Source organism: Lysobacter sp. GQ73 (genome assembly GCF_059758755.1).
In genome coordinates, this window is sequence record NZ_JCAXEE010000003.1 from 392,117 (window position 1) to 415,559 (window position 23,443).

Genomic DNA, 23,443 nt, shown 5'->3' on the forward strand with positions numbered 1-23,443 from the left:
ACGGCCATCACATTTCGAAGGATCAAGGGGATTTATGAAGACGCAACTCGCGCTGGCGCTCGCGCTGGCCATGGCCTCGTCTGCGGCCGCTGCCGCCGACGGCCTGAGCTACAACTACGTCGAAGGCGGTTACTCGGTGCAGAAGTTCGAACTGCCGAGCATCGATGAAGACATCAGCATCCAGGATCCGAAGGCCGCCGGCGGTTACATCGCCGGTTCGTTCGCCGTGAACGATGCGATGCACCTGTTCGGCGGCTACCGCCAGGGCAGCGACGACATCGACGTCAGCTACCTCGGCACCCGCCTGGGCGAAGCCGACATCGACTCCAAGCAGTACCACGTCGGCCTGGGCTACCACCACACCCTGTCCGACCGCGTCGACTGGACCGGCGAACTGAGCTACCTGCGCACCGAAATCGACGTCGAGGGCGAAGAAGCCGGCGAAGGCGACGACTACCGCGCCTCGCTCGGCCTGCGCGGCGATCTGGCGGCGAACTTCGAAGGCTGGGTCAAGGCCAACTACACCGACGGCGACGTCTACGACGGCGAATTCAGCGGCACGATCGGCGCTCTGGTCAAGTTCAACGAGACCTGGGGCATCGTCGGCGAAGCCGAATTCGGCGACAAGGTCAGCCAGTTCAATCTGGGTGTCCGCGCCAGCTTCTGAGCGGCTGCGTCTGTGCGATAGCGGAAGCCCGGCGCAAGCCGGGCTTCTTCTTTATGGTTCACGCAGCCAGCAGCGGCGGCGATGCCGCGGACGTGCAGCCGGCCCGGCTTAGGACTTCTGCGCCAGCTTCTCGACCGCGCTCCACACCCGCAGCAGATTGCCGCCGAGCACCTTGCGGATGGTCTCGTCGGAATGGCCGCGCGCCTTCAGCCCTTCGATCAGGTTCGGATAGTCGGCGACCGACTTCAGGCCTTCCGGCAGCGCGCCGCTGACGCCGTCGAAGTCCGAACCGATGCCGACATGATCGGCGCCGAGCAGCTTGATGCCGTAGTCGATCTGGTCGAGCACCGCATCGATCTTGACCGCGCGCGGCGGATGCGCTTTTTCCCAGGCCTGGTCGAAGGCTTCCTGGCTCTGCACGGTTTCGCCGCGTGCGCGTGCGGCGGCCTGTTCCTTCTCGAACTTGGCGTTGGCGTCGAAATAGCCCTGGGTGTCGGCGGCCGAGGCCGGGTCGACGAAGGCGTTGCCGAACACGATCTGGACCACGCCGCCCTTCGCCGCGACCGCCTTGGCGAGTTCGTCGCTAAGGTTGCGTTCGAAGCCCGGGGTGAAATGGCGCAGGCCGGAATGGCTGGCGATCACCGGCGCCTTGCTGCGCGCGAGCACGTCTCGCACCGCGTCGTCGGACAGGTGCGAAACGTCGACCATGATGCCGAGCCGGTTCATTTCGTCGACGACCTGCTCGCCGAACGGGCTCAGGCCCTTCCACTTATGGCGCGGGTCGTAGGACGAATCGCTGATGCGGTTGTCCTGGCCATGGGCGAGGGTGATGTAGCGCACGCCGCGGGCGTGGAAGCGCGCGAGCTGGGCGAGGTCGTCGCCGATCGGCGCGCCGTTCTCCATGCCGAGGGCGAGCAGCACGCGCTGGCCGCGTTCGTGCAGGCGGTCCAGGTCGGCCGGCGAACGCAGCAGGGCGAACTTGTCGGGGTGGCGGCCGATCATCGCCTCGACCGCGTCGATCTGGGTGTGCGCGGTCTGCTGAGCGGTGCCGGCCGCGTCTTCGCCGGGCGAGGTGTAGATCGACATGAAGGCGACATCGAGCCCGCCCTGGCGCGCGCGCGGGTAGTCGAATTCGACCTTGGGCGTGTCCACGCCGAGGTCGTTCCAGCGACGCAGCAGTCCGCTCGGCGCGTCGATATGAGTGTCGACGATGATCGCGTCCTGGGCGAAGCGCTGGCCCGCGCTGAGGGGCTGGTCGGCGAGCGCGAACGGCGACGACAGCAGCAGGGCAAGAGCGAGAACGGTCCGCACGGTACCTCCAGGGGGCAGCGAAGGCGGCGCGATGCCGCATCGGACGGCCAGCGTACAACAGCGCGCCGCGACTGCCTTGCGGCGGCGCAGCGTATGCGCAGGTCGTCGGCGCGGGCTCGTCCGGAGCGGCGCTTCAAAGGGCAGGAGCGGCGCAAGCCGCGACCGTCCGCGGTCCGATCGTTGCGTCGAAGGATTCGGGCTAAAAAAGCCGGCGCCGATCGGTACCGAACCTAGCCGGCCGTATCGACCAACATCCGCCCGCCGGCGCACACCCGCTGGGCCAGGCCGCCGCCGAGCCAATAACACAGCTCCGACGGATGGCCGATGCGCCACTGCACGAAGTCGGCGCGTGCGCCGACCCGCAGCACGCCGCGATCGTCCAGGCCCAAGGCGCGCGCCGCATGCACGGTCGCGCCGCGCAGGGCCTCTTCCGGAGTCAGGCGGAAGTGCGTGCACGACAGCTGCATGGCCTGGCGCATCGACAGCAAGGGCGAGGTGCCCGGATTGCAGTCGGTCGCCACCGCCATCGCCACGCCGTGTTCGCGAAAGGCGTCGAGCGGCGGCAGCTTGGTTTCGCGCAGCACGTGAAACGCACCCGGCAGCAACACCGCGACCGTGCCGTGCGCGGCCATCGCGCGCACGCCGTCGAGCGAGGTGTGTTCGACGTGGTCGGCCGACAGGCCCTCGAAGCTTGCGGCCAGGGCGGCGCCGCCGAGGTCGCTGAGCTGGTCGGCGTGCAGCTTGACCGGCAGGCCGAGCGCGCGCGCGGCCTCGAACACGCGGCGGGTCTGCGCCGCGCTGAAACCGATGCCTTCGCAGAACGCGTCGACCGCGTCGACCAGGCGTTCGCCGTGCAGGCGCGGCATCCATTCGCAGACCGCGTCGATGTAATCGTCGGCGCGCCCGGCGTACTCGGGCGGCAGCGCATGCGCGGCCAGATACGTCGTGCGCACCTCGACGCCGAGCGACTCGCCGAGCGCGCGCGCCACCCGCAGCATCTTGCGTTCGTTGTCGAAGTCCAGGCCGTAGCCGGACTTGATCTCCAACGTGGTGGCGCCGTCGGCGAGCAGGGCGCGGGCGCGCGGCAGCGATTGGCGCAGCAGCTCGGCTTCGTCGGCGGCGCGGGTCGCGCGCACGCTCGACACGATGCCGCCGCCGGCGCGGGCGATCTCTTCGTAGCTCGCGCCCTGCAGGCGCTGCTCGAACTCGCGCGCGCGATCGCCGGCGAAGACCAGGTGGGTGTGGCAGTCGACCAGCCCCGGGGTGATCCAGCCGTCGGCCTCGATCACCGTATCGGCGAGGCTCCCCGGGTCGGCGCCGAGCGCGCTGCGCGGCCCGGCATAGGCGATGCGGCCGTCGCGCCAGGCCAGGACGGCGTCGGCGATCTCGCCGTAGCCTTGCGCGGCGTCGAGGGTGGCCAACGAGGCGCCGACGATGAGGCCGTCGTAGCGGCCGCCGGCCGCGGGGTAGGGTGCGGTGCTCATGGGGCCGATTCTACATGGGGCGATTACGGCCGATTCAGCGAGCCGGTTCAGCGAGCCGGTTCTGCGAGGCAGATTCTGCGAGGCGGATTCTGCGAGGCAGATTCGTTTGGGGCCATCCTTTTGGGGCGATCTCAGCCAACGCGCCGCGCCGGTCGCATCGCGCGCCCGCGCAGGCGAGAATGCGCGCATGACGACCTCAGACCAAGCCGCTCTCTGGACGCCCGCCGGCTGGCGCCGCGACGACACCATCATCGAACGCATCGTGCCGGGCATCGCCAACCTGCATTCGCATGCCTTCCAGCGCGCGATGGCCGGCATGGCCGAGCGCCAGAGCGACCCGAAAGACAGCTTCTGGACCTGGCGCGAGACCATGTACCGCTTCGCCGGACGCTTCACCCCGGAGTCGCTGCACGCGGTCGCCAGCCAGTTGTATGTGGAGATGCTCGAAGCCGGCTACACCACGGTCTGCGAATTCCACTATCTGCATCACGCCCCGGATGGCCGGCCCTATGCCGACCCGGCGGCGATGTCGCGCGCCCTGATCGAGGCCGCGCGCGAAACCGGCATCCGCATGACCCTGCTGCCGGTGCTGTACATGACCGGCGGGTTCGACGAACGCCCGCTCGGCGAGCGCCAGCGCCGTTTCGGTCACGATGTCGATGCCTATCTGCGCCTGCTCGACAGCCTGCGCGTCGAGTCCGACGAACTGTTGAAAGTCGGTTGCTGCCTGCACAGCCTGCGCGCGGTGCCGCCGGCGCCGATGCGCGAAGTGCTCGCGGCTTTGCCGGACGACAGCCGCGTGCACGTGCACATCGCCGAGCAGATCGCCGAGGTCGAAGACTGCCTGGCGATCCGCAAGGCGCGGCCGGTGCGTTGGCTGCTCGATCATGCGCAGGTCGACGAACGCTGGACCCTGGTGCACGCGACCCATCTCGATGCCGGCGAAGTGCAGGGCATCGCCGACAGCGGCGCGACCGTGGCGATCTGCACCACCACCGAGGCCAACCTCGGCGACGGCCTGTTTCCGCTGCGCGATTACCTCGATGCCGGCGGCGCCTGGGGCGTGGGCTCGGACTCGCATATCTCGGTGTCGCCGGTCGAGGAGCTGCGCTGGCTCGAATACGGCCAGCGCCTGATTACGCGACGCCGCAACATCGCGGTCGGTTCGCATTCGACCAGCGTCGGCGAGACCTTGCTGCGCGGCGTGGTCGCCAGTGCCGAGCGCTCGACCGGCTTCGATGCGATCGGCCTGGCCGGCGATTTCCTGACCTTGGACCGGGACGCCCCGGTCTTCGCTGGCGCGACCGACGAGGACTACATCGATCGCTGGTTGTTCAGCGGCAACCGCAATACAGTGCGCGAAGTGCATGTCGGCGGCCGCCGGCTGGTCGCCGAAGGCCGTCATCGCGACCGCGACGCCATCGCCGCGCGTTACGGCCGCACCTTGCGGGCCCTGCTCGCGGATTGACGCGCCGCGCGTGAGTGATCGCGCGGTCGCGGCTCGCGCTCAGGCCGGCGCGAACAGATCGTCGATCGGCACCCGCCGCGGCAGCACGCCTTCGAGGGTGAGCAGGAATTCCTTGGTCGGCAGGCCGCCGCCGAAACCGGTCAGGCTGCCGTCGGAGCCGATCACGCGATGGCAGGGCAGCACGATCGGCAGCGGATTGCGGCCGTTGGCCGCGCCGACCGCGCGGGTCGCGGTGGGTTGGCCGATATGCCGGGCCATCTGCGCATAGCTCCAGGTCTCGCCCCACGGGATCTGCATCAGCGTGCGCCACACCTGCAACTGGAATGGCGTGCCGTGCGGCGCCAGCGGCAGGTCGAACGCCTGGCGCGTGCCGGCGAAGTATTCGCCGAGTTGCCTGCGCGTTTCGAGCAGCACGCCGTTGTCGCCCTCGTGCCAGTCCGCGCCGCGCTTGACCGGATGCCAGGGCGCTTCGAACTCGATCACCCGCAGGCCGTCGTCGGCGCTGGCGAGCAGCAACCGGCCGACCGGGCTGTCGATATGCTGGAACGTGATCATGCGGCCTTCCGGGGTTTCTTCGTCGCAGCGGGTTTCGCGGCGGTTGCAGCGGCATCGCCGGCGGCCTTGCCGATGGGCACCGGCATGCTGTCGCGCCAGACGTGGATCACCGCATAGGCCCGCCACGGGCGCCAGGCTTCGGCGCGCGCGTTGAGCGCCTTCGCGGTCATGCGCACGCCGTCTTCGGGCACCGCTTTCTGCAGCACCAGGTCGTCGGCCGGGAATGCGTCGGGGTGGCCGAGCGCGCGCATCGCGACGTAGTGCGCGGTCCATGGGCCGATGCCGGGCAGGGCGACCCAGCGCGCGACGAAATCGTCGAGGGTGCGTTCGGCGCGGAAATCGACCCGGCCGTCGAGCAGCGCGCGCGCGACCGTACGCACCGTATCGGCGCGGGCCCGGGTCAGGCCGATCTGGGTGAGGTCGGCGTCGGCCAGGGCTTCCGGCGTCGGGAACAGATGTTCGAGGCCGGCGGCGAAAGGCTTGGGCAAGGCTTCGCCGAAGCGCTGCGCGAGCCGCGTCGCCAGGGTGCGCGCGGCGGCGACGCTGACTTGCTGGCCGAGGATCGCGCGCACCGATATCTCGAAACCGTCCCAGCCGCTCGGCAGGCGCAGCCCCGGGCGCTTCGCCAGCAAAGTCTTTAGTCGCGGATCGACCGACAGCGCCGCGGCGATCGCGTTCGGATCGGCGTCGAGATCGAACATGCGGCGCAGGCGGTTGGTGATCTCGAGCAGGCGCGCCGGCTTCGGCCCGTGCAGTTCCAGCTTCAGCGCATGCTCGCCGCCGGGCCAGGCGCTGACGCGCAACCAGCCGGGCGTATCGATCGGGCCGATCACCCGGCTGTAGCTATGCGCATCGACCGCTTCGACGCCGGGCAGGGCGCGGCCGCGCAGGAAGTCGAGCATCGCCGCGAAGTCGTAGGGCGGGCGATAGCCCAGGCGCAGGATCAGGCTGTCGCCGTTGCCTTCGGGGCTTTCGTTCGGGCGCCGGCGCAGATCGCGCGGCGCCATCCGGTAGGCCTCGCGAAAAGTAGTGTTGAAACGGCGCAGGCTGCCGAAGCCGGCGGCCATCGCGACCTCGGTGATCGGCAGGCGGGTTTCGGTCAACAACTGCTTGGCGAACAGCAACCGCCGCGTGCCGTGCACGCCGATCGGCGGCGCGCCGAGGCGCTCGACGAACAGGCGCCGCAACTGGCGTTCGCCGACGCCGACGCGTTCGGCCAGCGTCGCCAGCGGTTGATCGGCGAGCAGGCCTTCGTCGATCAGCTTGAGCGCGCGCGCCACCGCGGCGTCGCCGCGCCGCCACGCGCCTTCGCCCGGCGACAGCTCCGGACGGCAGCGCAGGCAGGGCCGGAAACCGGCGGCTTCCGCGGCCGCGGCGTGGCCGTAATAGACGACGTTCTCGCGCTTGGCCGCGGGCGCCGGGCAGACCGGCCGGCAATAGATGCCGGTGCTGGTGACCGCGGTGAAGAACAGCCCGTCGAAGCGCGGGTCCCGGCTGAAACGGGCCTGCTCGCAGACCCGCCAGTGCGGCAGCGAAGCGGTTGGGGCGGGGGTGATGGGGGCGTCCATGGAACAAGGCTAGCACCGGCGAGGGGGTGGGACTCGCCGGATTCGGACATGAATACCGGAGGGTATGCTCGTCTTGTGGGGTCGTTGTGCGGGGTTCGTCGGTAGGTTGATGCGGCTTGAGGATAGGAGCGGTGCCAGCCGCGACCGCGGGGCTTCGGGCTGATGCGGTTCGTGCTTGACGCCGCCGTGATGGCCCTGGGCTTGGTTCGAGTTCTAGTTTTGGCTCTGGCTCTGGCTCTGGCTCCGGCTGCTCCTGTGCGTAGTTTCGCTCGGGCGAATGCAATAGAAGACCGGGAGGGCGGCCCGCAGGGATGCAGGCCGTTTTTCATCGGGACAGGGATGTCCCGTATGTAGATCCCTGCGGATGCACCGATCGTGCGGGCTCTTGATTCAAAGAAAAGCCACTTCTTTGGTTACCTTTCTTTTCTTGCTTTAGACAAAAGAAAGTAACCCGCTGCTAGTGGCGGAAGCTTTGGGTTTGATCTTGATCTGTAGTTGCGGATTGAGACGCCGCAAGACCGCTGCAGCGATGTCGCGGCTCGCGCCGCTCCTACCCTGCGAGAGCACGCCCTTCGGCGAACGGCGACCGCTTCGTTATCGCTGCGTGTTCCGCAGTCGCGACTCACGTCGCTCCTACAGGGGAGACTCGCAACGACGCGGTCGGCTTCTGGGTAGGAGCGGCGCAAGCCGCGACCGCACCACCTCCGGTCGCAGCGTCACCAGCCGTAAGGCGGTGAGCCGCAGCAAGAGCCGAGCGACGGCAATTGCAATCGCAGCTGCGAGGGCTCGGCTCTTAGGGGCAGGAGCGTCGCGAGTCGCGACCGCGAGGCTTCAATCGCGCGACGCTACGCGCCGCGGCGCATCTTCCCATCTGGCGACGAAGCGGCAGCAACGGTTTTCTTCTCTGCCGCGCCGCGCGCCGCCGCGCTCAGGGCTCGCGCAATGCCGGCAGCAGCGGGGCGATGTCGCCGTCGTTGTGCGCGGCGGGAATGCCGATGAGGCGGGCGAGCAGGGGGTAGACGTCGACGTTGTCGATCGCCGGGATCGTCGCGCCGTGTTTGAACGCGGGGCCGCGGGCGACGAAGATCGCGCGCATCGAGGGCAGGGCAGGGTCGTAACCGTGCGAGCCGCGGGTCTGGCCGAGGCCGGCCTTGGGCAGTTTGTCGCGTTCGATCGCGTCCCAGCCCTCGTGCATCTGGCAGACGATCGGCGGTACCCGCGGATGAGTGCCGTAGTGCCAGCGCTCGGGCAGTTCGGCCTTGCGCCAGCAGTCGTAGTTCGCATGCGCGCCGAGCACGCGTTGCTCGACTTCGGCTTCGTGGCCGCGGTTCGGAATGATGCCGATCGATTGGCCGATCGAGGTCACCACCGCTTGTTCGGGCGTGACCATGTCCTCGACCGCGATGCGATGGCCCGGGGCGACTTCGGCCATGCCGTGGTCGGACACCAGCACGATGTTGACCTGATCGAGCTGCCGGCGTGCGGCCAGGCCGTCGAGCAGGCGGCCGACGGCGGCGTCGATGCGCGTCAGGGCCTCGCGTACTTGCGGGGAATCCGGACCGTGCTCGTGGCCTTGCTTGTCGAGGGCGTCGAAGTACAAGGTCGCCACGTGCGGGCGGGTGGACGCGGGTTCGCCGAGCCAGGCCAGCACTTCGTCGACGCGGGCGTTCTCGTCGACGGCGGCGTCGAACGGGCGCCAGCGGTTCGGGCGCAGGCCGTGGATCGGCGCTTCGCTGCCGGGCCAGAACAGGGTCGCGCTGCGCAGGCCGGCTTTTTGGGCGCCGATCCAGATCGGCTCGCCGCCGTTCCACCAGCGGGTTTCGCCGACCGCGCCGCGGTCGGAGATCTTGAACCGGCCCAATCGTTCGTCGCTCATGCTGTTGTGGACCACGCCGTGGTGGTCGGGGCGCAGGCCGGTGACCAGGGTGTAGTGGTTCGGGAAGGTCAGCGAGGGGTACGACGGAGTCATCCACTGCGCGCGTACGCCTTCGCCGGCGAAGCGTTCGATGCGCGGGGTCAGGCCGAGCTCGAAATAGCTCTCGCGGAAACCGTCGATCGAGATCAGCAGCAGCGGGGTGTCGGCCGGCGGCGCCACCCGGGTCGGCGGAGCGCAGGCGGCGAGGACGAGGACGAGCAGGGCGGACGCAGCCGCGTAAAGAATCGAACGCATCGCGACATGATAACGGCAGCCGGTTGCCGGCCGATGTCAGGCCGGCGACGCTCGCGATCGCGCGGCGATCGGCCAGAGTCGGCATGTTCTGCGCATGTTTCGGACACGGGCCGGCAGGGTCCTGACCTGACCCTGGTTAGCGTCCCGGGGTGGTTGGCCGGCATGACTTCCGTCGCTGGCGTGCTGGCCGCATTGGATCGATAGTGAGCCCAGCCCGCCATCGAGTCGCCGCCATGCGCCCTGCCGTCCGTGCCGCCCGCTTGTCTTTATGCCTGGTCGTGGCGTCGATCGCGGCGGTGGCCACGGCGCAGACGCCGAAGCCGCTGCCGGTGGCGCCGTTGAGCGACGACGAGTGCGCGGTGTGGGCGCGCGAGCTCAGCTTCGCCGCGTCGGTCGCCGAGCACGACGCCAAGGCCTTCGCCGCGCACCTGCACGAGCAGGCCGCGTTCGGTTCCGGCAGCCCGCAACCCACCCGCGGCCGCGACGAGATCGCCAAGCGCTGGGCCGGCCTGATCGAGGGCAAGAGCCTGCGCCTGCGTTGGTACCCGGCCCGGGTCACCATCGGCGGCGCGCGCGACATCGCCTGGTCGACCGGGCCGGCGCTCTACCAGAAGCTCGAGCCCGGCGCCGAGCCGCGCTATTCGATCGGCGCCTACCAGTCGGTCTGGCACCGCGGCCCGGACGGGGTGTGGCGGGTACTGTTCGACGACGGCCTGGTTCCGCGCCCGGCCACCGAGGCCGAGGCGATGGCCTTCCAGAACGGCCGGCGCGAGGTCTGCCCGCGAGCCTGACACGCGCCTAAACGGCCGGCGCGCCGGCAGGTTCGGCCGCCGCGGCGCAGGCGTATCGTGGCTTGGCACATCGATCGGAACGGTATCGAAGTCCGTGCCCGTCCACAGGAGCCGCCCCATGAAACGTCTGATGTTCGCTGCGCTGTCGAGCGCTTTCGCGTTCGCAGCGGCCGCGCAAACCCCCGCCGCGCAAGTCGATGCCCAGGCCGATGCGAAGGCCGCCATTCCCGCCGTCGCCGAAGCCGATGTCCGCGCTGGGGTGCGGGCCGATGTCCAGGCCGATGCGAGGCTCGCCGCCCAAACCGACAAGACCGGCAAGCACAGGCACGACCCGAATTGCCTGCGCCATACCGGCTCGCGCCTGCAGCCGCGCGGCAAGGACGGTTGCATCGGCGGCGCCGGCCGCAGCTACAGCCGCGACGACCTCGACCGCACCGGCGAAGTCGACGTGGGCGAGGCACTGCGCAAGCTCGACCCGCGCCTGTATTGAGCGCGGATCGCGCCACGGTTCCGGTCCGGACGCGAGTCCGGGCCGTCCTGAAGCCCGGCCTCGTGCCGGGCTTTTTTATGGCCAGGCCGCCAGGAGCCGCGTGCGCGGCGCTCAGGCGCCGATGCCGTCGAGCAGCCGCTGCAGCGAGGCCTCGTAGAAGCGACGGAACTCGCGCTCGTCGTAACTGAAGCGGCCGGCGCGGTACAGCGCGATCAGGCCGTGGGTGTGCGCCCACAGGGTCATCGCGATGTCCCAGGCATCGCCGGCGCGCAGGCGCCCGGCCTGTTGCGCTTCGAGCACCACGTCGGCGACCACGTTCAGGGTCGGCGAACGGCGCGCGCGGAAATCTTCCGGGTAGCGCCGCGCTTGTTTGCGCCGCATCGAGAAGGCGTGGTCGAACAGATGCGGATGAGCCAGGGCGTAGTCGAGATAGATGCGTTGCACCGCGAGCAGGCGCGCGATCACGTCGCTGCCGTCGTTGCGCGCGTTCCAGTGGCGGGCGATCTCCTGGAAGCTGTCGTCGCTGATGCGCTGGAGCAGGGCTTCGCGGTTCGGGAAGTGACGATAGATCGCCATCGGCGTGATGCCGACCGCCTGGGCGATGGCGCGCATGCTCACCGACTCGGCGCCGCCGCGCTCGAACAGGACACGGGCGGCGCGCAGGATGCGGTCGGCGGTGGCGGGCGCGCTCATGTGTACAGCGTATACATTTTGCCGCCGATACGACACATCGGCCCGGATTAGGCGCTTGCCGACGCGTCGCGACGGTCGCGGCGCTGGCTGGGACCGAGAGCGCGGCGCGATAATTCCGCTCTCCCCAGCCGATCGGAATCGCCATGTCCGCAGCCACCCGCAACGATCCCAGCCGCGTCGTCCGCGCCCCGCGCGGCAGCGAAAAAAGCTGCAAGTCCTGGCTCAGCGAAGCGGCGTTCCGGATGATCCAGAACAACCTGGACCCGGACGTGGCCGAGAATCCGGCCGAACTGGTGGTCTACGGCGGCATCGGCCGCGCCGCGCGCGACTGGCCGTCCTTCGACGCGATCCTCAAGTCGCTGCGCGAACTCGAAGACACCGAAACCCTGCTGATCCAGTCGGGCAAACCGGTCGGCATCTTCCGCACCCATGCCGACGCGCCGCGCGTGCTGCTGGCCAACTCCAACCTGGTGCCGCATTGGGCGACCTGGGAGCACTTCAACCAGCTCGATAAGCAGGGCCTGATGATGTACGGCCAGATGACCGCCGGCAGCTGGATCTACATCGGCTCGCAGGGCATCGTCCAGGGCACTTACGAAACCTTCGTCGAGATGGGCCGCCAGCACTACGGCGGCGACCTCAGCGGCAAGTGGATCCTGACCGCGGGGCTTGGCGGCATGGGCGGCGCGCAACCGCTGGCGGCCTCGCTGGCCGGCGCCTGCTCGCTCAACATCGAGTGCAAGCAGAGCAGCATCGACATGCGCCTGCGCACGCGCTACGTCGACGAGCAGGCCGGCGACCTCGACGACGCGCTCGCCCGCATCGCCAAATACACGGCCGCCGGCGAAGCCAAGTCGATCGCCCTGCTCGGCAATGCCGCCGAGGTGCTGCCCGAGCTGGTGCGCCGCGGCGTGCGCCCGGACGCGGTCACGGACCAGACCAGCGCCCACGACCCGGTCCACGGCTACCTGCCGATCGGCTGGAGCGTCGATCGCTGGCTGGCCGAACAGAAGAGCGACCCCGACGGCGTGCGCGACGCGGCCAAGAAGTCGATGCGGGTGCACGTCGAGGCGATGCTCGCGTTCCAGCGCCAGGGCATTCCGACCTTCGACTACGGCAACAACATCCGCCAGATGGCGAAGGACGAAGGCTGCAGCAATGCCTTCGATTTCCCCGGCTTCGTGCCGGCCTACGTGCGGCCGCTGTTCTGCCGCGGCGTCGGCCCGTTCCGCTGGGTCGCGCTGAGCGGCGACCCCGAGGACATCTACAAGACCGACGCCAAGGTCAAGGAACTGATCCCCGACGACGCGCACCTGCACCGCTGGCTCGACATGGCGCGCGAACGGATCAGCTTCCAGGGCCTGCCGGCGCGGATCTGCTGGGTCGGCCTGGGCCTGCGCGACAAGCTCGGTCTGGCCTTCAACGAGATGGTGCGCAACGGCGAGCTGAAGGCGCCGGTGGTGATCGGCCGCGATCATCTCGACAGCGGCTCGGTGGCCTCGCCGAACCGCGAGACCGAGGCGATGCGCGACGGCAGCGACGCGGTCAGCGACTGGCCTTTGCTCAACGCGATGCTCAACGTCGCCGGCGGCGCGACCTGGGTCTCGCTGCACCACGGCGGCGGCGTCGGCATGGGCTATTCGCAGCACTCCGGCGTGGTCATCGTTTGCGACGGCAGCCAGGAGGCCGGCCAGCGCATCGCCCGCGTGCTGTGGAACGACCCCGGCACCGGCGTCATGCGCCACGCCGATGCCGGTTACGAGATCGCTCAACAATGCGCGAAAGAGCGCGGGCTGAAGCTGCCGATGCTCTGATCGGTCAATCGGTCAGACGCCGAGAAAACGGCCCGGCTTGCGGGCCGTTTTCTTTGGTGGCACGACGGTCAACCCGGAATGGCCGGCTCGACCAGCCGCTCGAGCAGGGTCAGCGACTCCTGCCAGCCGAGGTAGCACTGCTCGGCGGGGATCGCATCGGGGATGCCTTCCTGCACCACTTGGACTTCGGTGCCGCAGGACACCGCGCGCAGCGTGATCGTGGTCACCATGGTGCCGGGCAGGCCGGGGTCGTCGAAGCGGTCGTCGTGGACGATGCGTTCGTTCGGCACCAGTTCCAGATAGGTGCCGCCGAAGGCATGACTGCCGCCGTTGGAGAAATTGGTGAAGGCCATGCGGTACTTGCCGCCGACCCGAGCATCCAGCTCGTGCACGGTGCAGGTGAAGCCGTCCGGCGGCAGCCATTTGGCCAGGGCGGCGCCATCGAGGAACGCGCGGTAGATGCGCTCGGGCGGGGCGGTGAAAACGCGGTGCAAACGTACGGTGCCGGTCATGGGTAGTCTCCGTAAGAGGTGAAGCCCTCACTGTGTCCGACGAACGCGAGAGGCGCGAATCGACATGCCGAGGCATGGATCCGCTTCAGCCCGGATCGATCCGGGTGGGACCCGGTGCGAAGGCGGCCGCGAGGCGGCGGCACGCGGGTTCAGGTTGTAGCTCAGCGCGCGCGGTCAGGCCACTCCGCCCGATGTCGATTCGGATTCCCGCCGTTCGTCGTACTGTTGTCACTGGCGAATCGGGCATGTCGCCCTATCATCCGTCGGTGCGACCCAACAGGAGCACGCGATGACCCAAGAACCGACCGCCGCCGTGGCCGCGCCGGCGCCGCATTCGCTGTGGAGCGATCTGCGCGACGCCATCCGCGGCACCGATGCGGACTACACCAAGATCCCCATGCGGCGCGCAGTCTTCCTGCTCGCGGTGCCGATGGTGCTGGAACTGGTGCTGGAATCGACCTTCGCCGTGGTCGACATTTTCTTCGTCGCCAAGCTGGGGCCGTCGGCGGTGGCGACGGTGGGCCTGACCGAGAGTTATCTGTTCCTGCTGTATGCGCTGGCGATGGGCCTGGCGATGGCGGTGACCGCGGTGGTGGCGCGGCGGGTCGGCGAGGGCAAGCCCGAGGACGCGGCGATCACCGCGGTGCAGGCGATCTTCATCGCCGTGCTGGTGTCGCTGCTGCCGGCGCTGGCCGGCATCTTCTACGCCCAGGACCTGTTGCGGCTGATGGGCGCCGACGCCTGGAGCATCGAACACGGCTATCGCTACACGCAATGGATGCTCGGCGGCAACGCGGTGATCATGCTGCTGTTCGTGATCAACGCGATCTTCCGCGGCGCCGGCGACGCGGCCATCGCGATGCGGGTGCTGTGGTTGTCGAACGGCCTCAACATCCTGCTGTGCCCTTTGCTGATCTTCGGCCTCGGGCCGGTGCCGGCGCTCGGCATCGAAGGCGCGGCGATCGCCACCAACATCGGCCGCGGCGTCGGCGTGCTGTTCCAGCTGTGGGTGCTGTTCCGCGGCGGCAAGCACATCCGGGTGACGGCGGCGCAGTTCGTCTGGCGCGGCAAGATGCTGTGGAACATCGTGCGCACCTCGCTCGGCGGGGTCGGCCAGATGATCGTGGCGATGACCTCGTGGATCTTCCTGATGCGCATCCTGGCCAGCGTCGGCAGCGAGGCGGTGGCCGGCGCGACCATCGCCATCCGCATCATGATGTTCACGATGATGCCGGCCTGGGGCATGTCCAACGCCGCCGCGACCCTGGTCGGGCAGAATCTCGGCGCCGGCCAACCGGAGCGCGCCGAGGCCTCGGTCTGGCATATCGGCTGGTACAACATGGCCTATCTGGTCGTGGTGTCGGTGCTGTTCTTCCTGTTCCCGACCCAGTTGGTCGCGTTCTTCACCGACGACCCGCAGGTGGTGACGATCGGGGCCGAATGGCTGCGCATCCTGTCGTATTCGTTCTTCATCTACGGCTGGTGGATGGTGACGGTGCAGGCCTTCAACGGCGCCGGCGACACGATGACGCCGACCAAGATCAACGTCGTATTCTTCTGGCTGATCCAGATCCCGCTGTCCTACCTGCTGGCGATCACCCTGGGCTGGCAGCATTCGGGCGTGTTCTGGGGCGTGTTCGTTTCCGAGACTTCAGTCGGCGTGTTCACCCTGTGGCTGTTCACCCGCGGGCGTTGGAAGTCGGCGCAGGTGTAGCGCTGCGGAAGAGGCGTCGCCGCGATGCCGTTAGCACGGCTCGCGGCGACCCCGATCGGTTGCCGGTCGCGCTGCTTATCCGGGACTAGCGCGGTCAATAGGCGCGCTTGGCAATTCCGCGCCCGCCCAGGCCGGCTCGTTACGTTTGAGCTTGCGATAGACGTAGCGCAACGCATACCCCGAGTAGAGGTCTTGAGTACGCTGTTGCTCAAGACGCGTGCCGGCGGAACAGCGACCTCTAACGTATGAGCATCCAACCAGCGCAATCCGATCCCCGAGCGCAGGCAGTGGAAGGCGACGATATTGCCGCCGCCGCGGGACCGGTGACATTGCAGTCGGTCAACGCCTGGGTGACCGCACCGTTGCCATGATCGGCTTGGTAGTAGTACGCACGGCAAGGGGCCTGCGGATATCCGACCGACTCACTCTGACAGCTCAGCGGTTCGGCGCAAGCCGTCGTCAATAACAACGGCACGGTGTATACACACCGCGCGAACACGCGATGCGACCTCAGCTTTGTAAAGTCTCGCTCAAGTTCGAAATTCATGTTTCGGCCTCGACCGAAATCGGAGCGCCCGTCGCTGCAGACCATGATTTGTCGGCAGTGATAGGCCGCCCGGGCTCAGCGGTCCGACCACACCGCCAGTTCGTAGCCGTCCGGGTCGATGAAGTGGAAGCGGCGCCCGCCGGGGAACTCGTGGCTGGCGACGATCTTCGCGCCTGCGGCTTCGACCCGGGCCTGCGCCTGCGCGAGGTCGTCGGCGTAGAGCACGATCAGGGCGCCGCCCGGACGCGGCGCGCCGTGGGTGTTGAAGCCGCCCTTCATGCGGCCGTCGTCGAATTCGCAGTAATCGGGGCCGTAGTCGGTGAAGGTCCAGCCGAACGCCGCGCCGTAGAAGGCCTTGGATGCGGCGATGTCGGCGACGGCGAATTCGATGTAGTCCAGGCGCAGGTTGCGGTCGGATGCGGTCATGGTGGGTCCTGTCGGGAGGGCGGTGAAGAGTCAGCCGGCCGGGGGCGGACGGACTTGCTCGGTAAGGAATCCGCCCAGCGCGCGGCGGAACTCCGGCGAATCGGCGGCGTTCGTATGATCGCGCGCGGGTACGATCAGCAACCGTTTGCGCTGTTCGGGCTGCGGCGTCGCCCGGTACAAGGCTTCGGCGAAGCGCGGCGGGGTGGCGGTGTCGTTGGCGCCGGCGACGAACAGCACCGGCTCGTCCAGGGCGGCGACGATGGACTGATTGCCCTGGCCGGCCAGGGCGCCCGCCGGCGCGACACGCCGCACCAGCATCCGCGCCCACAGTTTCTGCCGCGAGCGCATGTAGGCGCCCCAGTCCTCGAACGTGGTCACCGAGCTTTCCAGGATCAAGCCGTCGAGCCGCTGGCTGGCGGCGACACGGCCGGCCATGAAGCTGCCTAGCGAATGGCCGTGTACGATCAGCGGCATCGTGCTCAGCCCGGGATCGGCGCGCAGGCGGTCGTAGACCGTGGTCGCGTCGGCCAGCAGGGCCTCGAGCGAGGCCGTGCCGGTACTGGCGCCGTAACCGCGGTGATCGACCAGGACGAAATTGACCGGCGTCTCGGCATAGGCCTTGGCGCTGGTCGCGGCGCGTTTGGCCACGGTGTAGCCGTTGCCGCCGAAATACAGCACCGTGGCGACCGCGTCGCTGCGCAGGAAACGCAGCGAGTACAGCTGCGCTCCGTCGGCGGCGTCGATGCGGGCTTCCTCGATGCGGTAGGACGGAAACTGGGCGCGCAATGCCGCCAGGTCGGCCGAGGGCGCCGCGCGCGGGATCACGATGTTGTCTTCGCGCACGTGCCAAGTGCAGGCCGACAGGCAGGCGAAGAGCCCTAACGAACACAGACGACGGGCGAGTTGCATGGTTCCTCCTTGAGACGACGATGCCTGGCCGGCGAGGCCGTGGCGCACCGGCCCGCATGTATCGCCGATTGCCCGGCCGAAAGAATGCGGACGGGCCGACGGGCCGACGGGCCGATGCCGCGGCGAACCGCGGCAACGAAAAAGGCCGCCGGTTTTCCGGCGGCCTTCGTCCACGCGAACGTATCGCGGCTTACTTCGACAGTTCCAGCGCGAGCGAGGACACCCAGCCCTTGTTGCCGAGTTCGTCTTCGACTTCCCACATCGCGCCCTGTTTGGTGCCGGTGGGGTAGAGCATCATGCCCGGGTCGAGCGGACGCACGACCTTGCCGCTGCCGGAGGCATTGGCGAACAGGCGCGCGGCCTTGACCACGGTGACGGCCTGCTGCGAGTTCGATGCCGACGGGTTGTCCGACAGACCGCCGAGTTCGGCCACCAGGCTGGTATAGGCCTGCAGGTAGGCCATGGTGATGACCTGGCCGACTTCGGTGTTGGCATAGCCGGACACGCCGGCGCCGCCGAGGCCGCTGCTGCCGAACAGCGCGCCGCTGGCGCCGAAGCCGATGTCGGTCTTCTTGGCGCTGCCTTCGGCCATCGCGACCTGCTCGGACGAGCGCACGTCGGTCACGGTCAGGACCACGTCGGCGGTCTTCTTGCTGAAGTTGAGGTTGCTCGCCACCGCGCCGGCCTTGCCGCCGATCAGGCCGCCGAGCAGGCCGCCGATGGCGTTGCCGCCGGCGTTGCTGTTCTTGGAGATCAGGTCGGGCACCAGCACGTAGTCGGCGGCGCGCACCTGGCCCTTGCCGATGTTGGACTTGTTGCGCAGCTGGCCGCTGGAGGCGAGGTCGCGTTCGCGCATGGCCATGTCCATGCCCGCGCCGCGGTCGACCAGGGTGAAGCAACGCGACTTCTGCACGAACACCTTGATCAGCTTGCTCGGCGCCGGCAACTGCTGGCCGCTCCACCAGTTGACCGTGTCTTCCGGCTCGATCACCGAGATCGCGCCCAGGTTCTTCGAGCAGGTCGGAATCTGGTTCATTTTTTCCGCGCGCAGGTCCTGCGCGCTCTTTCTCTGCGCCCAGGTCGGTGCGGCGCTCAGCGCCACGCCCAATCCGATCACGCACGCCACCGCTTGAATTCCCCTGCTAGCCGTCTTCATCGTTTCTTCCTTAATGCTGCTTTCCTGTTTGCCGCGACACGATGATCGCGACGCCTGACGGAGTCCGTTCGTCACCCGGCTTGCGCTGCGCGGGCAGCGGGAGGTCGCCGGGGCCCCAGACGAAGCCGGACGCGACGGATCGCGCCCGAGTGGAGACTCGCCCGGCAATGATAACGTGATCGCCGTCCGCTTCAGGTCACCCACCCGTCGACTTTGACAGGCGGTCGCGGCCGGCGAGACGGGGCCGTTCTAAAAGGGCTGGCTTGCAAGGGCTGGCCAACAAGTGCTGGCCTGCAAGGCGGGCGCCTTGCGCCGCATGTTCCCCATCGAGCCACGCATCATGTTGAGCACGCTTGCCGTCGCCAATTACCGGTCCCTGCGGCAGCTGGTCCTGCCGATGGGGCGCCTGAACCTGGTCACCGGCGCCAACGGCAGCGGCAAGTCCAACCTCTATCGCGCCTTGCGTCTGCTGGCCGAAACCGCCCAGGGTGGGGTGGTGCCGGCGCTGGCGCGCGAGGGCGGGCTCGGCTCGACCCTGTGGGCCGGCCCGGAGACGATCTCTCCGCGGATGAAACGGGGCGAGGTGCCGGTGCAGGGCTCGGCACGCACCGAACCGGTGGCGCTGCGGCTGGGTTTCGCCGGCGACGAGTACGGCTACGCGATCGACCTCGGCCTGCCGACGCCGAGCCTGTCCTTGTTCGCCCACGACCCCGAGATCAAGCGCGAAGTGATCTGGGGCGGGCCGTTCCTGCGCACGGCGGGCGTGCTGGTCGACCGGCGAGGGGCGATGGCGCGGGTGCGCGACGGCCGCGCCTGGCGCATCGCCGCCGAGCACCTGAGCCCGTTCGAGAGCCTGTTCGGCCAGATCGCCGACCCGCAGACCGCGCCCGAGGTGTTGAGCCTGCGCGAGACCATCCGCGGCTGGCGCTTCTACGATCATTTCCGCAGCGACGCGCAGGCGCCGGCGCGGCAGCCGCAACTGGGCACGCGCACGCCGGTGCTGAGCCACGACGGCCGCGACCTCGCTGCGGCCTGGCAGACCATAGTCGAGATCGGCGACCCGCAGGCGCTGAACGAAGCGGTGAGCGACGCGTTTCCGGGCGCGCGCGTCGGCGTGGCCGGCGACGGCGCGCGTTTCCTGCTGGAGTTCTCCCAGCACGGTCTGCTGCGGCCGTTGTCGGCGGCGGAACTGTCCGACGGCACCTTGCGCTATCTGCTGTGGATCGCCGCCCTGCACACGCCGCGGCCGCCGCCGCTGATGGTGCTCAACGAGCCCGAGACCAGCCTGCATCCGGACCTGTTGCCGGCCCTGGCGCGGCTGATCGCGCGCGCGGCCAAGCGCACCCAGGTGTGGGTGGTCTCGCACGCCTCGCGCTTGATCGCGGCGCTGGAGGCCGAGGCGAGCTGCAACACCATCCAGCTGGAAAAGCAGTTCAGCCAGACCGGAGTAGTCGGGCAGAGCATGCTGGACGCGCCGGCCTGGTATTGGCCGGAGCGGTAGGGTTTCGGTGGCGGCAGTAACAACAGCAACAACAACGGCAGATCCTCCTTGGCCCCATTTTCGATGGAGGTAAGCGCCTGGGTTTGATTAAGGGGGCTGCGTTCGAGGGCGATAGGAAGTGCTTTCGTGGGGACGCAGAGACAAACCGTCCTCTGACCGACGCTGCGGCTGTTCCCCCCGTTGAAAAAGGGGCAAGGGGCTGCTCTTGCCGCTCCATCCGCAGCGAGCATCGCCGTCGTCGGCCTTGCTCTGATTCCGCGTATGCCCCTACCCGCACACCACTGCCGGGTTGGCCGGATCCCACGCGACCAACTGCGGGATACGCTCCACCAGCAAGTCGATCGCCGCGCGCGTGCGCAGCGGCAGGTAGTGGGTGTGCGGCCAGACCGCGTTGATGCGGCTGCCGATCACCCGGTCGGCGTACATCACCATCTGCAGTTCGCCGTTGCGTATATAACGCGACAGCATCCAGCACGGCAGCTGAGCCAGGCCGGCGCCGGCGACCGCGGCGTCGGCGATCGCCTCCAGGTCGTCGAAACGCAGGCGCGCCTCGACCCTCGGTTCGCGCACTTCGCCATCGTCGTCGCGCAGGCGCCAGGGTACGTTGTGGCCGTTGCGGCCATAGACCACGGCCTGATGCCCTTCGAATTCGTCGATGTTGCGCGGCCGCCCGCGCCGCGCCAGGTACTCGGGCGAGGCGCAAATGCCGAGCCGCTCTTCGGTGAGCTGGCGCGCGGCCAAGGTCGAGCTGTCGGGCAGGCGGCCGACGCGGATCGCCAGGTCGTAGCCGTCCTCGACCAGATCGACGACCCGGTCGCTAAAGGACAGGTCGATGTCCACGCGCGGATGAAGGCGCGCCAGCTCCAGCATCACCGGCGCCACGCAGCGGCGGCCGAACTGCACCGGCGCGCTGACGCGCAGGCGCCCGCTCGGTTCGCGCCGGCCGCTGTCGAGCGCGGCCTCGGCGGCGTCGAGTTCGGCCAGGGCTTTGACGCAGCGTTCGTAATACGCCTGGCCATCGTCGGTGAGGCTCTGGCGGCGGGTGCTGCGGTTGAACAGGCGAACGCCGAGCTGCTGTTCGAGCCGGGCGATGCGCTTGCCGATCGCCGAGCGGGTCACTCCCAGGCGCTCGGCCGAGACCGCGAAACTGCCGGCCTCGGCTGCTTGGACGAAGGCGACGATGCCGAGCAGTCGGTCGTTGACGGCCATATTGGTTCCTGTTGCGCTACAGAATGTGGATGGAGAAGAGGCACTGCGGATGTATCGGAAGCGATATCGTAGCGCCACTCGATCGTTCCGGCCGCGCTTTCCCGACCGCCGGCGGTCGCCTCCCTCCCCAGACAAGAGACAGACATGAAGGCTTATCGCATCGACAGTGGCGCCGGCATCGCCGCACTGGAACAGTTCGAGCGCGCGTCCGCGCCCCTCGGCGCCGGCCAGGTGCGGGTAAGGGTCCGCGCGGTGTCGCTGAACTTCCGCGACCTGATGATCGCCAAGGGCGGCTACCTGAGCGGGCCGGCGGCGCCGTTCGTGCCGGCCTCCGATGCGGTCGGCGAAATCGTCGAAGTCGGCGCCGGAGCCTCGCTGTGGAAGGTGGGCGACCGTGTCGCGACCAGTTTCTTCCCGCATTGGCTGCAGGGCGCGCCGACCCCGCACGCCACCCGCGAGGCCTTCGGCGCGGTGCTCGACGGCGTGCTGGCCGAAGAGATCGTGGTCTGCGAGCAGTCCGTGTTCGCGGTGCCCGAGCATCTCGACGACGCCCAGGCCGCGACCCTGACCTGCGCCGGCGTCACCGCATGGAACGCGATGTTCGTGGAGGCGAAATTGCAGCCCGGCGCCAGCGTGTTGCTGCTCGGCACCGGCGGGGTGTCGATCTGGGGCCTGCAACTGGCCAAGGCCGCCGGCCTGAGGGCGATCGTCACCTCGTCGAGCGACGAGAAACTCGTCCGCGCCAAGGCGCTCGGCGCCGATGCCACGGTCAATTACCGCAGCACCCCGGAATGGCAGCACGAAGTGCGCGCGCTGACCGGCGGCCGCGGCGTCGACGCGGTGCTCGAGGTCGGCGGCAAGGGCACCTTGCAGCGCTCGATCGACTCCGCGGCGATGGGCGGCACCATCGCCATCATCGGCGGCGTCAGCGGCTTCGCCGGCGAGTTCGATCCGTTCGCCTTGATCACCGGCGCCAAGCGCCTGTCGGGCATCTATGTCGGCAGCCGCGGCATGGCCGAGGACTTGTCGCGCTTCGTCGGCGTCAACCGCATCGCCCCGGTGGTCGATCGCGTGTTCGGTTTCGAGCAGGCACGCGAGGCTTACGACTATCTCGACGCCGGTGCCCACTTCGGCAAGGTCGTGATCCAGGTCGCCGGCTAAGCGCCGCCCGAGCCGGGGAATGCCGACGGCGGCCGCGGAACGTCCGCGGCCGCCATGGCCGCTTGCGGCGTGGCGCGGTTGCGACTTTCCGCCGATGTGCGCGGCGTGGCCGGTGTGCGATCTTGAGCGCAACCCCCTCGATCGAACCCGCATGAACACCGCCTCCACCGCTCCCTCGAATACCGACGGCGAGGCCGCGCGCATCCGCCGCGCCGGCGCCGACGACGCCGGGGCGCTCGCCCTGGTCGGCGCGGCGACCTTTCTGGAAACCTTCGCCGGCATCCTGCACGGCCGCGACATCGTCGAGCATTGCCGCCGGCAGCACGCCCACGCGGTGTATGCCGATTGGCTCGGCGACGCGAGCGCGGCGCTGTGGCTGGCCGAAACCGAGCAAGGCGCGGCGCCGGTCGGCTACGCGGTGCTGACGCCGCCGAAGCTGCCCTTGCCCGACCTGGGCGAGCAGGACCTCGAGCTCAAGCGCATCTACCTGCTCTCGCGCTTCCACGGCGGCGGCGTCGGCCGCGAGCTGATGCGGCAGGCGGTCGCCGAAGCGCGCACGCGCGGCGCCCGCCGCCTGCTGCTCGGCGTGTACGCCGGCAATGCGCGGGCCTTGGCCTTCTATGCCCGCAACGGCTTCGAGCAGGTCGGCGAACGCCGCTTCCAGGTCGGCGGCAATACCTACGGCGACGCCATCCTGGCGCTGGGCCTGGGTTGAGCGTGCGGCCTTGAGCGTGCGCATCGAACCGCTGAGCGCCGGACGCATCGAGGCCGCGCTGGGTCTCGACGGCAGTTTCCTGGTCGACTCGCGCCTGAGCCTGCGCGCGCGCGACGGCGTCATCGACTACGACATCGTGCCGCTGCCGCCGTACCGCAAGCGTTACCGCGACCAGGCCGACGATGACGACCTGCGCGAGTATCTCGACGCCGGGGACCGCATCGCCTTCGTCGCGATCGAGCAGAACGAGACGATCGGCCGCGTGCTGGTGTCGACGAACTGGAACGGATACGCGTTGATCGACGACATCGCGGTCGACGCGGGCCGCCGGCGCAGCGGCGCGGGCGCGGCGTTGCTGCAGCGCGCGATCGGCTGGGCGCGGGAGCGCGGTCATCCGCGCCTGATGTTGGAAACCCAGGACCACAATGTTGCCGCCTGCCGTTTCTACGCACGCCACGGCTTCGTCCTCGGCGGTTTCGACCGCTTCCATTACGGCCACGATGCCGCGGTGAGGCACGAGACCGCCTTGTTCTGGTATCTGGATGTCGCCGCGGCCGGCTGAGCGAACGCGTCCGCGGCGAT

Annotated in this window: 22 protein-coding genes; 10 read left to right on the forward strand and 12 right to left on the reverse strand. The window is 69.0% G+C overall.

Annotated features, from left to right (window positions below):
• Positions 1–34: 34 nt before the first annotated feature.
• The gene (locus AC6CH2_RS11590; RefSeq protein WP_498269347.1) at positions 35–667 is read left to right on the forward strand and encodes an outer membrane beta-barrel protein; all 633 of its coding nucleotides are present in this window, start codon (positions 35–37) and stop codon (positions 665–667) included.
• Between the two features lie 108 nt (positions 668–775).
• Here the strand turns inward: AC6CH2_RS11590 and AC6CH2_RS11595 are convergent, their stop codons facing one another.
• Both AC6CH2_RS11595 and hutI read right to left on the reverse strand, forming a co-directional pair.
• Positions 776–1,978 carry a dipeptidase gene (locus tag AC6CH2_RS11595; RefSeq protein ID WP_498269348.1) on the reverse strand — a complete coding sequence of 401 codons (1,203 nt, stop codon included), beginning with the start codon at positions 1,976–1,978 and terminating at the stop codon, positions 776–778.
• 230 nt (positions 1,979–2,208) lie between these two features.
• Positions 2,209–3,462, reverse strand: a complete 1,254-nt coding sequence (gene hutI, locus AC6CH2_RS11600; protein WP_498269349.1) for an imidazolonepropionase — start codon at positions 3,460–3,462, stop codon at positions 2,209–2,211.
• Positions 3,463–3,649: 187 nt separating this feature from the next.
• Between hutI and AC6CH2_RS11605 the strand changes: the two genes are divergently transcribed.
• Positions 3,650–4,930, forward strand: a complete 1,281-nt coding sequence (locus tag AC6CH2_RS11605; protein WP_498269350.1) for a formimidoylglutamate deiminase — start codon at positions 3,650–3,652, stop codon at positions 4,928–4,930.
• Positions 4,931–4,969: 39 nt separating this feature from the next.
• Here the strand turns inward: AC6CH2_RS11605 and AC6CH2_RS11610 are convergent, their stop codons facing one another.
• From AC6CH2_RS11610 to AC6CH2_RS11620, 3 genes are all read right to left on the reverse strand, one after another.
• Complete coding sequence (locus AC6CH2_RS11610) at positions 4,970–5,482, reverse strand: methylated-DNA--[protein]-cysteine S-methyltransferase (protein WP_498269536.1); 513 nt, start codon at positions 5,480–5,482, stop codon at positions 4,970–4,972.
• Positions 5,482–7,053, reverse strand: coding sequence for a DNA-3-methyladenine glycosylase 2 family protein (locus tag AC6CH2_RS11615; RefSeq protein WP_498269351.1), 1,572 nt, complete (start codon positions 7,051–7,053; stop codon positions 5,482–5,484). The genes AC6CH2_RS11610 and AC6CH2_RS11615 overlap by 1 nt, the downstream gene beginning before the upstream one ends.
• Before the next feature lie 928 nt (positions 7,054–7,981).
• Positions 7,982–9,223: an alkaline phosphatase family protein gene (locus AC6CH2_RS11620; protein ID WP_498269352.1), complete on the reverse strand. Its 1,242-nt coding sequence runs from the start codon at positions 9,221–9,223 to the stop codon at positions 7,982–7,984.
• Positions 9,224–9,456: 233 nt separating this feature from the next.
• Here AC6CH2_RS11620 and AC6CH2_RS11625 point away from each other — a divergent pair, with 233 nt between their 5' ends.
• Together AC6CH2_RS11625 and AC6CH2_RS11630 are read left to right on the forward strand one after the other, a co-directional pair.
• Entirely contained in the window at positions 9,457–10,014 is a 558-nt protein-coding gene (locus tag AC6CH2_RS11625; protein ID WP_498269353.1) for a YybH family protein, read from the forward strand.
• Between the two features lie 118 nt (positions 10,015–10,132).
• Positions 10,133–10,504, forward strand: coding sequence for a hypothetical protein (locus AC6CH2_RS11630; protein WP_498269354.1), 372 nt, complete (start codon positions 10,133–10,135; stop codon positions 10,502–10,504).
• Positions 10,505–10,615: 111 nt separating this feature from the next.
• On the opposite strand, the gene AC6CH2_RS11635 is transcribed toward AC6CH2_RS11630, so the two are convergent.
• Positions 10,616–11,197, reverse strand: coding sequence for a TetR/AcrR family transcriptional regulator (locus tag AC6CH2_RS11635; RefSeq protein ID WP_498269355.1), 582 nt, complete (start codon positions 11,195–11,197; stop codon positions 10,616–10,618).
• 143 nt (positions 11,198–11,340) lie between these two features.
• Here AC6CH2_RS11635 and hutU point away from each other — a divergent pair, with 143 nt between their 5' ends.
• A complete protein-coding gene (gene hutU, locus AC6CH2_RS11640; protein WP_498269356.1) occupies positions 11,341–13,011 on the forward strand; it encodes a urocanate hydratase in 1,671 nt (556 codons plus the stop codon).
• Between the two features lie 68 nt (positions 13,012–13,079).
• Here the strand turns inward: hutU and AC6CH2_RS11645 are convergent, their stop codons facing one another.
• Positions 13,080–13,523, reverse strand: coding sequence for an SRPBCC family protein (locus AC6CH2_RS11645; RefSeq protein WP_498269357.1), 444 nt, complete (start codon positions 13,521–13,523; stop codon positions 13,080–13,082).
• Positions 13,524–13,751: 228 nt separating this feature from the next.
• Positions 13,752–13,886 (reverse strand): twin-arginine translocation signal domain-containing protein, encoded by a 135-nt coding sequence (locus AC6CH2_RS11650; RefSeq protein WP_498269358.1) that lies wholly within the window; start codon positions 13,884–13,886, stop codon positions 13,752–13,754.
• A gap of 67 nt (positions 13,887–13,953) precedes the next feature.
• Here AC6CH2_RS11650 and AC6CH2_RS11655 point away from each other — a divergent pair, with 67 nt between their 5' ends.
• Positions 13,954–15,237, forward strand: a complete 1,284-nt coding sequence (locus AC6CH2_RS11655; RefSeq protein ID WP_498269537.1) for an MATE family efflux transporter — start codon at positions 13,954–13,956, stop codon at positions 15,235–15,237.
• 622 nt (positions 15,238–15,859) lie between these two features.
• On the opposite strand, the gene AC6CH2_RS11660 is transcribed toward AC6CH2_RS11655, so the two are convergent.
• From AC6CH2_RS11660 to AC6CH2_RS11670, 3 genes are all read right to left on the reverse strand, one after another.
• Positions 15,860–16,210, reverse strand: a complete 351-nt coding sequence (locus AC6CH2_RS11660) for a VOC family protein (protein WP_498269359.1) — start codon at positions 16,208–16,210, stop codon at positions 15,860–15,862.
• A gap of 30 nt (positions 16,211–16,240) precedes the next feature.
• Positions 16,241–17,119 carry an alpha/beta hydrolase gene (locus tag AC6CH2_RS11665; protein ID WP_498269360.1) on the reverse strand — a complete coding sequence of 293 codons (879 nt, stop codon included), beginning with the start codon at positions 17,117–17,119 and terminating at the stop codon, positions 16,241–16,243.
• A gap of 190 nt (positions 17,120–17,309) precedes the next feature.
• Positions 17,310–18,275, reverse strand: a complete 966-nt coding sequence (locus tag AC6CH2_RS11670; protein WP_498269361.1) for a CsgG/HfaB family protein — start codon at positions 18,273–18,275, stop codon at positions 17,310–17,312.
• Between the two features lie 340 nt (positions 18,276–18,615).
• Between AC6CH2_RS11670 and AC6CH2_RS11675 the strand changes: the two genes are divergently transcribed.
• On the forward strand, positions 18,616–19,776 hold the full coding sequence (locus AC6CH2_RS11675) for an AAA family ATPase (RefSeq protein ID WP_498269362.1): 1,161 nt from the start codon (positions 18,616–18,618) through the stop codon (positions 19,774–19,776).
• Positions 19,777–20,043: 267 nt separating this feature from the next.
• Here AC6CH2_RS11675 and AC6CH2_RS11680 read toward each other — a convergent pair whose 3' ends face one another.
• Positions 20,044–20,985, reverse strand: coding sequence for a LysR substrate-binding domain-containing protein (locus AC6CH2_RS11680; RefSeq protein ID WP_498269363.1), 942 nt, complete (start codon positions 20,983–20,985; stop codon positions 20,044–20,046).
• A gap of 144 nt (positions 20,986–21,129) precedes the next feature.
• On the opposite strand from AC6CH2_RS11680, the gene AC6CH2_RS11685 reads away from it, so the two are divergent.
• From AC6CH2_RS11685 to AC6CH2_RS11695, 3 genes are all read left to right on the forward strand, one after another.
• Positions 21,130–22,146, forward strand: coding sequence for a zinc-dependent alcohol dehydrogenase family protein (locus tag AC6CH2_RS11685; protein ID WP_498269364.1), 1,017 nt, complete (start codon positions 21,130–21,132; stop codon positions 22,144–22,146).
• 151 nt (positions 22,147–22,297) lie between these two features.
• On the forward strand, positions 22,298–22,861 hold the full coding sequence (locus AC6CH2_RS11690; RefSeq protein ID WP_498269365.1) for a GNAT family N-acetyltransferase: 564 nt from the start codon (positions 22,298–22,300) through the stop codon (positions 22,859–22,861).
• Between the two features lie 16 nt (positions 22,862–22,877).
• Positions 22,878–23,423, forward strand: a complete 546-nt coding sequence (locus tag AC6CH2_RS11695; protein ID WP_498269538.1) for a GNAT family N-acetyltransferase — start codon at positions 22,878–22,880, stop codon at positions 23,421–23,423.
• The last annotated feature ends 20 nt before the right edge of the window (positions 23,424–23,443 follow it).

Bases quoted from the DNA above. Each gene is read 5' to 3' on its own strand.
- AC6CH2_RS11630 (WP_498269354.1), top strand. From the start codon at position 10,133: ATGAAACGTCTGATGTTCGCTGCGCTGTCGAGCGCTTTCGCGTTCGCA.
- AC6CH2_RS11670 (WP_498269361.1), bottom strand. From the start codon at position 18,275: ATGAAGACGGCTAGCAGGGGAATTCAAGCGGTGGCGTGCGTGATCGGA.
- AC6CH2_RS11665 (WP_498269360.1), bottom strand. From the start codon at position 17,119: ATGCAACTCGCCCGTCGTCTGTGTTCGTTAGGGCTCTTCGCCTGCCTG.
- AC6CH2_RS11615 (WP_498269351.1), bottom strand. From the start codon at position 7,053: ATGGACGCCCCCATCACCCCCGCCCCAACCGCTTCGCTGCCGCACTGG.
- AC6CH2_RS11590 (WP_498269347.1), top strand. From the start codon at position 35: ATGAAGACGCAACTCGCGCTGGCGCTCGCGCTGGCCATGGCCTCGTCT.
- AC6CH2_RS11680 (WP_498269363.1), bottom strand. From the start codon at position 20,985: ATGGCCGTCAACGACCGACTGCTCGGCATCGTCGCCTTCGTCCAAGCA.
- hutI (WP_498269349.1), bottom strand. From the start codon at position 3,462: ATGAGCACCGCACCCTACCCCGCGGCCGGCGGCCGCTACGACGGCCTC.
- AC6CH2_RS11685 (WP_498269364.1), top strand. From the start codon at position 21,130: ATGAAGGCTTATCGCATCGACAGTGGCGCCGGCATCGCCGCACTGGAA.
- AC6CH2_RS11650 (WP_498269358.1), bottom strand. From the start codon at position 13,886: ATGGCGTCGCGCAGATCGCTCCACAGCGAATGCGGCGCCGGCGCGGCC.
- AC6CH2_RS11675 (WP_498269362.1), top strand. From the start codon at position 18,616: ATGTTGAGCACGCTTGCCGTCGCCAATTACCGGTCCCTGCGGCAGCTG.
- AC6CH2_RS11655 (WP_498269537.1), top strand. From the start codon at position 13,954: ATGGTGCTGGAACTGGTGCTGGAATCGACCTTCGCCGTGGTCGACATT.
- AC6CH2_RS11625 (WP_498269353.1), top strand. From the start codon at position 9,457: ATGCGCCCTGCCGTCCGTGCCGCCCGCTTGTCTTTATGCCTGGTCGTG.
- AC6CH2_RS11660 (WP_498269359.1), bottom strand. From the start codon at position 16,210: ATGACCGCATCCGACCGCAACCTGCGCCTGGACTACATCGAATTCGCC.
- AC6CH2_RS11645 (WP_498269357.1), bottom strand. From the start codon at position 13,523: ATGACCGGCACCGTACGTTTGCACCGCGTTTTCACCGCCCCGCCCGAG.
- AC6CH2_RS11605 (WP_498269350.1), top strand. From the start codon at position 3,650: ATGACGACCTCAGACCAAGCCGCTCTCTGGACGCCCGCCGGCTGGCGC.
- AC6CH2_RS11690 (WP_498269365.1), top strand. From the start codon at position 22,298: ATGAACACCGCCTCCACCGCTCCCTCGAATACCGACGGCGAGGCCGCG.
- hutU (WP_498269356.1), top strand. From the start codon at position 11,341: ATGTCCGCAGCCACCCGCAACGATCCCAGCCGCGTCGTCCGCGCCCCG.
- AC6CH2_RS11620 (WP_498269352.1), bottom strand. From the start codon at position 9,223: ATGCGTTCGATTCTTTACGCGGCTGCGTCCGCCCTGCTCGTCCTCGTC.
- AC6CH2_RS11635 (WP_498269355.1), bottom strand. From the start codon at position 11,197: ATGAGCGCGCCCGCCACCGCCGACCGCATCCTGCGCGCCGCCCGTGTC.